Source organism: Nostoc favosum CHAB5714, assembly GCF_020829495.1.
In the GTDB taxonomy this organism is placed as follows: domain Bacteria; phylum Cyanobacteriota; class Cyanobacteriia; order Cyanobacteriales; family Nostocaceae; genus Nostoc; species Nostoc favosum.
Window position 1 is genome coordinate 37,361 of the sequence record NZ_JAIVFQ010000020.1, and the last position, 14,007, is coordinate 51,367.

The window sequence follows — 14,007 nt, forward strand, 5'->3', positions numbered from 1 at the left end:
AATACTATGTGTACTTGCATAAAAGCCTGAAAGCCTGAACCCTCTATATGGGTCTTTCGTTACATACTTGTAAATTTTCCTGCTGACTTACTTAACAGGTACTGAAGAAACTGTATTTTTTTAAGCAACAACTTCAAATGGAATCGACATCACGGCTAACTTGGTAGTATCACTTCCACGAGTGTTTGGAGGAATCTGCATAGTTTCATTGCTATTTGTCCCACGTGTACTTCTGTCTAAATCATCTAGCAAACTATTAGTTAAATCTAAAAATTCGTCTCCAGTAATATCTGGGATGGGACTGCGTTGATCGCCTATTCCTCTAGTATTTGCTAATGTTTTGATGACATCTAGAAAACCACGTAATGGTTCAGTACTGGCGATGATCAGGGCTTCTCCGAAACCTAGTGGTTCTGAAATATCAAAGGTGGTAGGTTTTTCCCCTGGTTCAGGTGGTCGGGGAATTGAAAGTTTTTGTCTTGGTTGCACTAATATCGCACCTTCTGACCTGTCGTAAGGGAAAAGAACGTCCATTTTCCCGGTGCTATCTATGCCTAAAATACTAACGTGGAGGGGCACAGATTCGCTATTTTGGATTTGGAAGGCTATACTGATTCCTACAGGCAATTTTGCTACACCTGAATCGGAAAAGTTTATCGGTTTGCTTGGTTTGGAAGGATTTACTATTCCAGTATTTTGTTTAATACTACGAGTTGTGAAAGTTTCGGCTAGTAGTTTTTGATTACCAGCAACAACCATTGATACAGTTATACTTATTTTGGATGTATTTGTGTTGCCAAGTATATCTTTAACAATTCTGGCTGCTAGAAATGATTTTAGCTTCGGTCGTAAGCGTTCCACTGCACTACTTACTGCTTCATCTGCATTGGCAAAGGAACTGGAAATGATTCCATCCAATGTTGGTGAAAATACTCCGAAACTGCCGACAACAGGCAAGTTTGGTATGCGTTTTTGTTGTAGTTCTTGGTATTTAGCTTGAGTCATACGACCAAAGATATAATGTACTTCGTTTTGTCCTAAGGACAATACTTCTATACGGTTAATAGCCTGTAGTGCTTGTTTAGCTTGTTTGATGGTGTTGCTATCCAAAGAACTGTCATCTAGCCCAATTTTTAAAGTTAAATCTTTGGGGATGGTGCGGATACGTTCTTGTAAAAGCGTCCCTTTTCCTAGTTGGGTACGTGCAGTGCTAACTAATTTACCCTTAGCTGTCAATCCTTTACGGGATGAAATTTGCACTTGTCCCCGTCCCTCGCCATTTGCATCTACTACTGTAAAAACTGCTTTTTCATTAAATCCTTCTAAGCTTTGTGAAGGTATACCTCCCAACCATAAATTTACTTCATCGCCATTAATATCAGTTACAACAGCCTCTGCTGGAACTGCTTTGAGTGTGGAATGATAGATTGATGTACTTGAATTTCCTGACAAATTTTGTTCTATCTCTGGTATTTGACTCTCGCCACCTCCTTGATTCCAGATGATTTCTTTAGTGCTTTCACGAACATTCACAAAAGTTTTACTAAAAGATTCATCCCCTATTTGTTGCCAAAGATATTGAGTTAATGCGTAAGTAAAAGCTCCAGAACTAAAGTCACTTGTTCTGGCTTCAAGGGCTTCTTGGTCACGTCTAGCAGCAGTAATTACAATACCTTTGGCGACATTTTTTTTACGTTTGTTCATAAACTCTTGTGCTGAAAGTCCGGTTTTTGCTAGCAATTTACGCTGTTTTTCATACTCTGCGGGACTAGCCAAAAAGTTGCTTCCGCCATCACGGGAACGGACTACTAAATTACCTCGTTTGGTTGCACCAGAGTAGCAACAATCTAGGACAACGGTGACATTTTCAGTTTTTAACGCATACATGAGTAAAAATAGGGTATGCCCCATAATGTCCTGAACTACACCACCATTAGGAGGTAAGGAACTATCAACGGGAACAAGTGTACCGTTGAGTCCATCCGGTGTATCACGGTCTTTATCTTGTACTAGTGAACCATGCCCAGAATAGTGGAATACTACCACGTCGCCGGGTTTAGCTTGGTTAATTAAATGTTCTTCAAAAGCTTGTAAAATGCCTTGGCGTGTTGCTTGTGCATTAGTCAAAGTCAAAATATCTTTGTCGTTAAAACTAAAGCGGTGAGTTAATAATTCGCGTTGCAACAAAACATCATTTTTACAACCTCCTAATCCTGGGATACCATTTTTATATTCATCAATCCCTACCAGTAATGCCAATTTGCGGGGTGTATTTTGTGCTAGAACTTTGGCATATTGTTGGGATTGGCGCATGGTGTCCAATTGGCTTATACCGACTGTTGCTAAAGCAGAACTAGCGAATTGCAGAAATTGACGGCGTTTGATATGTGTCATAAGATTTTTGGTTTTGAATTAAATGTGAATGATGTTAGGCTTGGTACTCTGATACTTAAGTTGCATCAAAGTAGTATATTTCTAGCTTTTGGAAGGATATGCCAAAATTGGGGCTAAAATTTGACAGGAGTCCAATCACCAGAAGGTATGAAAGCAGCCCAGAAGAATGGATGTTGATACTGCTGGGACTTCAGCATTTCTAATTGCGCCTGTCGCAAGGTTTCGGAACGTCCCTCGTTTTTGATTAATCTTCCGTAATATTTCACCATTAGTTCTTTTGTACCTAAATCGTTAACATTCCATAGACTAATTAATTGACTTTGGGTACCAGCCATAACAAAAGCACGACGCAAACCATATACCCCTTCGCCGTTGGTTGCTTTACCTACTCCTGTTTGACAAGCTGAAAGTACGACTAATTTAGTACCCGATAAATTTAAAGAAGATGCTTCTAATGCAGTCAGTACACCATCTTCACTACCACTGCGAAGTTGATTAGCTCCAGCTAAAGCAATACCGGAACGCAGTAGGGGATTTTCAATGTTCTTGCTCACTCGATGGCTAGAACCAGGTTTGACTATAATTCCACGATTTTCTACAGCTAAATCAAAAGTATCGGGAACTTCTATTTTTTCATCGGTGCGAAAGAAACCGTGAGTAGCGATATGGAGAATACTAGGCGATCGCATTTGTTTCAGGGCGTTTTCTGTGGCTTGACTTCCTGTTAAAAGGTTTACATTTATACCTCTTTCTTTCAGCAGAGGTAAAATAACATCTGCTTCTTGCTTTGTTCCCTGTAAGGGACTAAATGTGAGTCTGTTGATTTCTGAGGAGCGTTTTAAATCTTCTTTGTTACCTACGGGTATAGGTGCGTTATTTGCTGCGTTATTAAAATCGATATTCGCCATCATCACAGGTGGTTGAACACTAGATGGCTGATTAGATAATCGCAGTAAGTCACGCCCTGTTGTTAAATAATTAATAGTATAATTTTCTACCAAATAGCGGTTATTTTCATCGACTAAGGCAGCAAAGGGAATTAAATTAAGTTGGCTGTCGGGAGAAAGTAGCAGTTTTCGCTTGTCACCCAATAATTTGCGGATTGGTTGCATTAATTGGGTATCCAGACGACGCGCAACTGGTTTAACATCGCGGGATTTGCTTTGCAGGACTGTACCAAATTCGGCAATTTCTTGATCGATGGTTTCTGCTTCCCCTAAATCTACCCATTGGGTTGAGCCTTGGGATGTAAGAATGTAGGCAGCATAGCGAGGTTTGCCATAGCGATCGCTTCGTTTTACACCTTTGATGTTGGTTAAGGGTTTATACTGAATAAATTCTACTAAAGCTGTATCCGCAGGTATCAATTTTTGTACTCCTTCAATAGTTACAGGTTGGGTTGTGATGCGAAATTCCGCGCTGCGTTTGGAGAGTTCTGCTTCTGAATTCTCGGCTTTAGTCTTCAGTTGGGCAATTTCTTGGCGATATTGTGTATTCGTAAAATTACTATTTGTATTGTATAAAAGTCTTGCAAGTTGGGAGTTGGTTTGGGAAAGTTCGTCAAATAATTTTTGGTTTTCTGGGGTGAGGTTTTGTCGCAACCAGTTTCGACTATCGCTGAGAACATCAAGTATGCGTCCTTTGCGACGGAGAATTGTAGTTAGAGCTAGGTTTGCTGCTTGGGGGTTATTGGGTGCTGACTGGAGGTGAGAAGAAATTGCAGTATCACCTGATTCCACAAGTAACGCCATATAATTTTGTTTTTGGCGTTCCGAACCAATGCCAAGGATAATATTGAGATTGCGATCGCCAATTTCTAAACCACGCTTTCTCAATTCAATCGCACGAGATGTATCACCTTGGGCATTGTAGTACAAAGCTTGCATTCCCAAGTTATTCGCAAAATCAGGGTGTTCAGAACCAACAATACTTTCTGTGATGTCAAGAGATTTTTGTGTGAGTTCTATTGCTTTTTGAGTGTTATCCAAAAGAAAGTATGTCCAAGCTTGGTTGCTCAGGTTAATTGCGACTTGGGTATGTTTAGTACCATAGGCTTTCTCGTAAATTGCTAAGGAACGTTGTAAGAGTTTAAGAGCTTCCTGATGCTTACCTTGTACATTATATAAACTTGATAAATTATTCAAACTGAGAGCAACATCAGGATGATTGGAGCCAAATATTTTTTCTCTAATCTCTAAGGCACGTTTGATAAATGGTTCAATTTGAATATTTTCTGTTGCTTCACCAAATATTTCTTTGTTGTAGTATAGCACCGCCAAGTTATCAAGATTCATAGCGACTTTAGGATGAAATTTGCCAAATATTTTTTCATTAATGCCTAAAGCCCGATTATATAAAATTTCAGCTTCCCGATTATTTCCTAAATTTTCATAAATTGCAGCTATATTATTTAAATTTTGACTTATATCTGGATGCTCATTGCTAAATATTTTCTGATTTATTGTTAAAGACTTTTGAGCATAATCAAGAGCTTTTGGATAATTACCTTGTTCTTTATATACTCCAGAAAGATTATTATAACTTTGAGCAACTAAGTAATGTTCAGAACCAAATACTTTAGTGCGAATTTCTAAAGCACGCTGATATTTATCTATAGCTTCTGGATAATTACCTAAATCCTGATACACATTAGCAATATTATTTAAATTCTGAGCAATAAAATAATGTTGGGAACCGAATTTGTTCTCATAAATTTTCAAAGCTGACTGGAATAATTTTAATGATTCTGTGTAGTTTCCTTGCTCTTTATAGAGAACAGCAATATTATTCCAACTACCAGCAACTTCTGGATGTTCTGCACCAAATGTTTGACGGCGAATTTCTAAAGAATCTTGAAACAGTTTTAATGCTTCTGCATAATTACCTTGTTCTTGATAGACAGATGCTAAATTATTAAGGATTCTAGCAACACTTGGATGTTGGGAACCAAACACCTTCTCAGTTATTAGTTTGGCACGTTTATAGTAATCGATAGCTTGAGGAAAGTTAGCCAACTCTTTATAGATACCTGCTAAATTATTCAAACTTTCAGCAATAGATGGGTGTTCTGAGCCAAATATTGTTTGACGAATTGCGAAAGCACGTTGATAATTTTTGATTGCTTCTGAGTAGTTCCCTTGTTCTTGATATAAAATCGCCAAATTATTGAGAGTAAGAGCTACTTGAGGATGGTCTGGTACTAATACCTTCTCGTTAATTGCTAGAGCTTGTTGATAGTGTTTAATTGCATCTGAGTACCTTCCTTGTATTTGATAAGAAAAAGCCAAATTATTGAGACTGAGAGCGACATCTGGGTGTTCAAGACCTAGTATCTTTTCTTTAATCTTTAAAGCACGTTCAAATAGAGATAATGATTCTGCATAATTACCTTGCTCTTGGTATAAATTAGCCAAATTGCTAAGATAGGTAGCATATTCAGGATGTTCAGTACCAAAAGATTTTGCAAATATTTTCTCAGAGCGTTGGTAAAGTTGCAGCGCTTCTTGATATTTTCCCTGTTTTTTATAAACTAAAGCTAAACCGTTGATAATTCTAGCAACTTGAGGATGTTCAATTCCAAATTGATTTTCACTTATTGTTTGCGCTTTTTTATATAATTGAATTGCTTCTTGATACTTTCCCTGGTTTTGATATAAACCAGCCAATTTTTGCAGAGATGATGCAAAATTTTCAGCGCTAAAACTGAGATATGCTGCTTCCTCTAAAAGTTTAGCATCTACTGCTTTTGCATATCGTTTCTCAGCTATTGTTAAAGAACGCTTATATAGTTCCTCTGCTTTCTGATAATTTCCTAACTCTTCATAAGAATTAGCAAGATTGCTCAAGGTTTTAGTTATTTGAGAACTTTCATCACCCCAAGTTTTTTTCGTTATTTGTAGAGATTTTTCATACAAAATAATTGCTTCCTTGTTGTTCTTTAAATAACTATAGACAATAGCGATATTATTTAGAACACTAGAATATTTATCTGCCTGAGAATCAAGATTATTTTCATAAATTTTTCGAGCGCGTTGATAATACTTTAATGCTTCTTGGTATTTAGCTAAATCCGTATAAACATGACCAACAAAATTAAGGCTCAGTGCCACATCTGGATGTTCTGAACCAAGATTTTTTTCTCTGATTGCTAAAAGGCGTTCATAATAGGATAATGCTTGATTGTATTTACCTCGATCGCGGTAAAAATTTGCTAAATTAAAGACATTATCTGCAATTTTTATACTATCCTGACCATGTAACTCAGAATTTATTGCTAAAGCACGTTGAAAAAATGACTCAGCCTGAGCGTAGTTTTTTTGTAATTCATTTATTTGCCCAAGACTGAGAAGCATTGAAGCTTCGCGTTCTTTTTGATTGGGTATTTTTTCATAAAGTGCTAAAGCTTCCTGACAACTATCTATTGCTTGTTTATGTTGTGTCATCAAAGAATAAGTATCACAAAGAGCGCCAAGATTACCAGCTATATCTTTAGGTTCTTTTAATTGTCGAGCAATAGCTAAAGCTTGCTGATAATATTCTAATGCTTTGGGATAATCTTCTAATTGAGTTCTGTAAATACCTCCTATTAAAGATAAAATTGTTTCTTGTGAAGCAGGTTTTTTAAGCTCTTGATAGATTACTAATGCTTTCTCAAAGAAGTCTAAAGCGAGTTTTGATTTCTGCTGTTCATAATAACTTAAACCAGTGACAACTAAAATTTCGGCTTCAGCTTCACGTTTTTTCAGTTTTTGATTAATGGGTAAAGCCTGCTGAAAATAATCTATTGCTTGGGGATATTGTTTTAACTTGTGATGAGATAATCCCATTTGATTGAGAATAAAAGCTTCTTCAGAAAGATTTCCGCCTTTTTTGATGATTATTAATGCACTTTGATAAAATTGAAGGGCTTTATCATCTTTATTCAAACCTTGATAAACTAAGCCATTGAGCATCAAAGCTATTGCTTCTGCACGAGGATTTTTGACTTGGCGACTAAGTTGTAAAGCTTGATTGAGTAATTCTAAACCTGCTTCGGTTTTACCTAAAGCTCTATTTACTAAACCTAATAAAGCAATAGTTTCAGGTTCATAAAAACTATCTTTAATCTGCTGTCGAATTTTTAAAGATTTTTGCAGTGGTTCTACTGCTTCTTTCAATTTACCCTGACTAATATAAACTACACCAATATTAGTTAGTGTCTCGCCTTCTCCTTTTTCGTCATTGACTTCTCGGCGTATAGTCAAAGCTTTTTGAAATGTTTCTAGTGCTTTTGAATATTCTTTTAATCCGCCATAAGTTTCACTCAGATTATCGAATACATTACCTTCACCTTGGCGATTATTCAGCTTTTGATAAATAGCTAAAGCTGGAGTTAATGCTTTCTGCGCTTCTGGATATTCGCCTAATGAGTTATAAACTTCGCCCAAATAATTTAATGCTTCTGCTTCACCTAAAGAATCTTGTTGTTTTTGTCGCAGTGCTAAAACTTGTTGAAAAGTTTTCTCTGCATCTCTGAGTTTATATTCGCGTAGCTGGATGATTCCTGCTTGCAATAATTTATCTGTAGATGTTGCTTGAGGAGTAGAGGGAATTGAGTTTTGAGTAATAATTTCTTGTTTTGAGGAAAAAGCTGCTTTGGTTATTCCACTGAATAAAACTGTCAGAATAATATATGTTCCTAACCGTAGAATTAACAAGTTAAATTTAGCGTTGCTTTTCACTGATTTTTTAGGAGATGATATAGTTTGCATTAATTTGTTTGTCTCTTTTATGCGGGTTGGTGATAAGTGGTTAAGCAAAATTAAATATATATTGCGATTGCTTCGTTCCTCGCAATGACAAGGGTTTGAAGTTTTCAAAATGTATAAATATTTTTGCACTACTACTTATGTATTTCTAGCTTTGGGGAGGATATGCCAAAAATGAGGCTAAAATTTAGCAGGAGTCCAATCACCAGAAGGGATGAATGCGGCCCAGTAAAATGGATGTTGGTATTTTTGGGAATTCAACATTTCTAATTGTGTCTGTCGCAAGGCTTCGGAACGTCCCTCATTTTTGATTAATCGTCCGTAATATTTCACCATCAGTTCTTTAGTTCCCAAATCATCAACATTCCAGAGACTAATTAACTGACTTTGAGTACCAGCCATCACAAAAGCACGACGCAAACCATATACCCCTTCGCCGTTGGTTGCTTTACCTACTCCTGTTTGACAGGCGGAAAGTACGACTAATTTAGTTCCCGATAAATTTAAGGAAGATGCTTCTAAGGCTGTCAGTACACCATCTTCATCACCACTGTGACGGTTGTTAAATCCAGCTAACGCAATACCGGAACGCAATAGGGGATTTTCAATGTTCTTACTCACCTGACGACTGGAACCAGGTTTGACGATGATTCCACGATTTCCCACAGCTAAATCTTGAATATCTGGAAAGTCTATTTTTTTATCGGTGAGAAAGAAACCGTGAGTAGCGATATGTAAAATACTGGGTGACTGTAATTGTTTGAGAGTATTTTCTGTGGCTTGGTTGCCTGTTAGGAGTTTTACATCTTTTAATAAGGGGGTAATGGCTTCGGCTTCTTCCTTTGTTCCTGGTAAGGATGAAAATTTTAGTCTGTCAAATTCCGAGGAACGTTTTGCTTGGCGATCGCCTTTTTCTGACACAGATAAATTACTTGCAGCATTACCAAAATCAATATTTGCCATTACCACAGGTGTTTGACGGCTGGGTGCTTGATTTGATAAGCGCAGTAAGTCACGCCCTGTTGTTAAATAATTAATAGTATAATTTTCTACAAGATAGCGGTTATTTTCATCTACCAGCGCAGCGAAGGGAATTAGATTCAGCTGGCTGTCGGGAGAAACTAGCAGTTTTCGCTGATCGCCCAATAGCTTGCGGATGGGTTGCATTAATTGGGTATCCAAGCGACGCGCAATTGGTTTGACATCGCGGGATTTACTTTGCAGGATGTCACCAAATTCAGTAATTTCTCGATCAATAGCTTCCGCTTCTCCTAAATCTACCCATTGTGGTGCGCCTTGGGATGTCAGGATATATGCAGCATAATGGGGTTTACCATAGCGATCGCTCTTTTTTCCAGCTTTTGGATTGATTAAGGGTTGATACAGCGTAAATTCTATTAATGCAGAATCAGCAGGTATTAATTTTTGCACTGATTCAATTGTGGTGATTTGAGTGACAGTGCGAAATTCGCTGCTACGTTTAGAGAGTTCTGCTTCTAATTTGTCATACTCAGCTTGGAGTTTTGCAAATTCTTGACCAAAGTTACTAGATTCAGTGTACGTGAGTCTTGCCAGTTGCGAACTGATGGTTGTGAGTTCGTCAAATAATTTTTGGTTTTCTGGGGTAAGGTTTTGTCGTAACCAGCTACGACTATCGCTGAGAACATCAAGTATGCGTCCTTTCCGGCGAAGAATTGCGGTGAGAGCCAGTTTTGCAGCTTCGGGATTATTGGGTGCTGACTGGAGGTGTAAGGAAACTGTGATGTCGGTTGACTCATTGACTAACGCCATCATATAGTTTTGTTTTTGGCGTTCTGAACCGATACCAAGGATAATATTGAGATTGCGATCGCTAATATCTAAACTGCGATTTCTCACTTCAATGGCACGGTTTATATCGCCTTGAGCATGGTATGCATAACTTTGTAATCTTAAATCCTTAACAACACCTGGATGTTGGGAGCCAAAAAAGCTTTCTGTCATCGAAAGCGATTTTTGTAAGAGTTCCAGTGCTTTTTGATTATTTCCTAAAAGATAATAATTCCAACCTTGGTTACTTAAATTGAGTGCAACTTGGGGATGATTAGTGCCATATACTTTTTCCCAAATAGCTAAAGAACGTTGTAAAAGTTGAAGAGATTCTTTATACTTGCCTTGGTTATTATACAAATTAGCTAAATTATTGAGACTAAGAGCCACATCAGGATGATTTGCTCCAAATACCTGTTCGCGGATTTTTAAAGCACGTAGCCAAGTTTTCTCAGCTTCATCATAATTACCTAAGTCTCTATAAGCTGACGCTAGGTTATTAAGCTGAACTGCTAGGTTAAAATCATCCCAAAAGTCTTTTTTTGAATTTTTTTCTGTGATTGTTAAGGCACGTTGATAAAGTCGTAATGCTTCTTGATAATTCCCTAAACCTGTGTATATATTAGCTAAATTATTCAAGGAAGAAGCAACATCTGGATGTTCCAAACCACGCATTTTTTGAATAATTGTAAGAGCGCGTTGACCAACTTTTAATGCTTCTGGATAATTAACCAATTTAATATAAAGGCTGGTCAATTGATTCAAACTGTTAACAACCTCTATATTTTCTTGACCAAGATGTTTTTCTTGAAGTGCTAGAGCGCGTTGAAAATATGGTAAAGCTTCTCGATACTTACCTTGATTGTTGTATAGATAACCTAATGTCTTAATATTTTTTACTATTTCAATACTCTCTGAACCATATAAAACCTGCCGACGTTTGAGTACTTGTTGATAATATGATTCTGCTTGAGAATAATTTTGTTGACTTTCATATAATAATCCTATGTAGCCGATAAGATTAATCAATTCTTCCTCTGGTCTTTTGATTTTCTCAAAAATAGCTAAAGCTTGCTCACAACTATCACTTGCTTCCTTATATTTTTTCCAGTCATAGTAAAGATTACACATTCCATAAAGATAAATACCTTCATATAAAGGTAATTTATTTACTTGAGCAATTGATAAACCTTGCTGATAGTAATCAATAGCTTTTGGATATTGCTGTAGATTGTCGTAAGCCAGTGCTACTGATGCAAGCAAACCTAATTGTGCTGGTGGATTATTGAGTTCTTTAAAAATTATCAGTGCTTGCTGGTGTAACTCTACAGCTTGATCAAATTTTTTCTGCTGGTTATAAATATCAGCTATCTGACTGATAGTTTCTAATTCTAATTCTCGCTGTTTGAGTTCTTGGAAAATTTTTAAAGCTTGCTGATATGATGCTAAGGCTTTATCATACTGTTGCTGCTTACTGTAAATTGATGCAATATTAAGAAATATTTGAGATTCTTCAGCAGGATTTTTTTGTTTTTGATAAATAGCTAATGCTTTCTGAGCTATTTCTAAAGATTTCTGACTGTATTCAACTGATTTTTTCGGATTTTTTAACTGATTATAAGCATCTGCAATATAAGCAAGAAGTTTCATTTCTTCCAATACATTACCGCTTTGTCTAGCGAGTACAAGTGCTGGTTGCATATACTCTATTTGTTTGTCAATTTGTCTTGAGAAAATATGAACAGTTCCTGCTGACATTAGTGTAATACTTTCAGCTTTGGGATTATTTACCTGACGACTAAGCTTTAAAGCTTGATTTAACATTTCAAAACTTTGGTCAATGTTACCTAAGACATAGTGGCTTAAACCTAATAAAGCAATTGTCTCTGGTTCGTTAAAACTATCTTTAAGTTGTCGTCGAATAGATAGCGATCGCTGTAAAACTTCTACAGCCTGAGAAAAATAACCTTGATTTATATAAACTGTGGCAAGATTACTTAAACTACCTGCCTCACCCTTAATATCTTTAATTTCTCGCCAAATAATCAAAGATTTCTGAAAATTATCTAATGCCTTTGAATATTGTTTAAATCCACTGTAAGCATTACCAATATTCTCTAGTGCTTCTGCTTGTTGTTGGCGATTAGTTGATTTTTGAGCAATAATCAATGCTTCCTGAGAAAATTTTAAAGCCTGTGTTGGCTCACTCAATAAACTATAAACTTTACTCAGGTAATTTAGAACGAGAGTATCTCCAGCAGCATCATTTTCTTGTCGTCTTTGCAATAACACTTGTTGAAAAGTTTTTTCTGCTTCTCTAAGTTTATATTCGCGTAGCTGCGTGATACCTTTTTGTAATAATTTATCTGTAGATGTTGCTTGAGAAGTTGGAGAAGGTGAGTTCTGAGCAATAATTTCTTGCTGGGATTTAAGTGCAGTAGCTGCTGGGATACCACTTAATAATCCGGCAATAGTAATGATTGCTCCTAACCTCAATATTGCTAGATTAAATTGATTACCTGTTGAGATTAATTTTGGTGTAATATCTGTTTTCATCTTTACCTTTCCTAAGTTTAAATAAAGTTCATTGGCACACTACAAACATTTACCGCTCTATTTTGTGAGCATTAATCATAGCCAAGGCCATTATGATTAGATTTATTCCGACTCCCCAATAAGAGTAAAAGCTGCCCATTGAGATGGACTCGCATATTTTTTCTTAGCAGCAAGTATGGCATTTCTTAAGGCAGTGGCTTTGTCAAGTTTTTGTTGCAAGTTTTGATAAAATTTGGTCATTAAAAAAGCAGTTGAACCATCATCTACTGCCCATAAAGAGACAATTACACTGGATGTACCAGCACTAATTAAAGAACGAGATAAACCAATAACACCATCACCAGTTATTCGACCTCTACCTGTGTCGCAAGCACTGAGAACAACCAAATCAGCGTTAATTTTCAGATCGAGAATTTCTTCTGCTGTCAGTAGTCCATCGTGCTTTTTATCTTGCTTGCTTAGAGGTGATGAGAGAGAGCTTAAATTTTCAGGGGTGAGAGTGAGCTTTCCTTTAGAAGGAGCAAACGCGATCGCCTGAATATGTTCTTGAAGTGCTTGCTTTTGTTCGGGAGTCATCGGTAGATAAATACACTCATCATACTTATCCTGACTGATTTTCGCGCTCTTTGCAAAAACTGGGATGCTCCCAAACCAATCAGCGTAAAAACAGCCCAATCGCTAGGATGTGGATACTTTTCATCGTTTCCAGCATCGTTTGACGTAGCGCACCTGCTTTATCAGCATTTTTGCTTAAATTACCATAAAATTTGCTCATTAGTGCCACTGTTGATATATCAGAAACATCCCATGTTGAAAATATTGGTAAATAATGGTGCGTTAGACTGACAATAACGCACCTTGCTAATTGAATTATCCAATCCGAAATTGTTCTAGCTAGTCTGAATGTTTTCAATCATGTCTTGTGCTTTTTTCGCTAATTCTGGTTCTCCTTGTTCTGTAAAAAGGCTAACAGCTTGATTTAAATCTAAAACTGCTGCTTCTTTGTCGCCTAATTTATATTGACTAGCAGCCCGGAAAAAATAAGCGTGTGCAAATTTAGCATCAAGCGCAATTACTTGGTCAAAATCTGATTTTGCTGCTTCATATTTCTCCGTAGATAAATAAGCAATTCCTCTACCAAAGTAAGCGTAAGTAGCACTCTCATTATTGCGTTCAGTTTGTAAAACTTTGTTAAATGCTTCAATTGCTCCTTCATAGTCATCTTTCTTTAAAAGGTCATAACCCTGCGATAATTGGGTTTCAACGCTGGAACTATTACCGCTTGTGTTAGCTGGTTTTAGTTGAGAATCTTGAATTTGTGGTTTTTCTTGCAAAGTTGAAACTTGTGCTACCAATTGATTTGGATTTTGGAAGTTTTGAGCATCCGCTTTAGCACTATAAAAACTTGTTCCTAATACAACCAAAGTAATTGCTAATTTTAAACCTTTCATTGTCATGTCTCCTGTGTGTTTACAAATTTGTCACTGTTTCAAGATGATGT

Annotated in this window: 5 protein-coding genes and 1 pseudogene; all 6 read right to left on the minus strand. The window is 36.8% G+C overall.

Annotated features, from left to right (window positions below; translation table 11 throughout):
• Window positions 1-120: 120 nt before the first annotated feature.
• The 6 genes and pseudogenes from LC586_RS15765 to LC586_RS15790 all read right to left on the minus strand — a co-directional run bounded on the left by LC586_RS15765 (window position 121) and on the right by LC586_RS15790 (window position 13,957).
• Window positions 121-2,394, minus strand: a complete 2,274-nt coding sequence (locus LC586_RS15765) for a caspase family protein (RefSeq protein WP_229485718.1) — start codon at window positions 2,392-2,394, stop codon at window positions 121-123.
• Window positions 2,395-2,507: 113 nt separating this feature from the next.
• Entirely contained in the window at window positions 2,508-8,144 is a 5,637-nt protein-coding gene (locus LC586_RS15770; RefSeq protein ID WP_229485719.1) for a CHAT domain-containing protein, read from the minus strand.
• A gap of 177 nt (window positions 8,145-8,321) precedes the next feature.
• Complete coding sequence (locus tag LC586_RS15775; protein WP_229485720.1) at window positions 8,322-12,506, minus strand: CHAT domain-containing protein; 4,185 nt, start codon at window positions 12,504-12,506, stop codon at window positions 8,322-8,324.
• 102 nt (window positions 12,507-12,608) lie between these two features.
• Window positions 12,609-12,977 (minus strand): annotated as a pseudogene (locus LC586_RS15780) (CHAT domain-containing protein); the annotation flags it as partial.
• Between the two features lie 184 nt (window positions 12,978-13,161).
• The gene (locus LC586_RS15785) at window positions 13,162-13,281 is read right to left on the minus strand and encodes a CHAT domain-containing protein (RefSeq protein WP_229485722.1); all 120 of its coding nucleotides are present in this window, start codon (window positions 13,279-13,281) and stop codon (window positions 13,162-13,164) included.
• Window positions 13,282-13,396: 115 nt separating this feature from the next.
• The gene (locus LC586_RS15790) at window positions 13,397-13,957 is read right to left on the minus strand and encodes a tetratricopeptide repeat protein (RefSeq protein WP_229485723.1); all 561 of its coding nucleotides are present in this window, start codon (window positions 13,955-13,957) and stop codon (window positions 13,397-13,399) included.
• Window positions 13,958-14,007: the final 50 nt, after the last annotated feature.

Coding starts and splice junctions, on each gene's coding strand:
- LC586_RS15775 (WP_229485720.1), bottom strand. CDS start 12,506: ATGAAAACAGATATTACACCAAAATTAATCTCAACAGGTAATCAATTT.
- LC586_RS15785 (WP_229485722.1), bottom strand. CDS start 13,281: ATGAGCAAATTTTATGGTAATTTAAGCAAAAATGCTGATAAAGCAGGT.
- LC586_RS15770 (WP_229485719.1), bottom strand. CDS start 8,144: ATGCAAACTATATCATCTCCTAAAAAATCAGTGAAAAGCAACGCTAAA.
- LC586_RS15790 (WP_229485723.1), bottom strand. CDS start 13,957: ATGAAAGGTTTAAAATTAGCAATTACTTTGGTTGTATTAGGAACAAGT.
- LC586_RS15765 (WP_229485718.1), bottom strand. CDS start 2,394: ATGACACATATCAAACGCCGTCAATTTCTGCAATTCGCTAGTTCTGCT.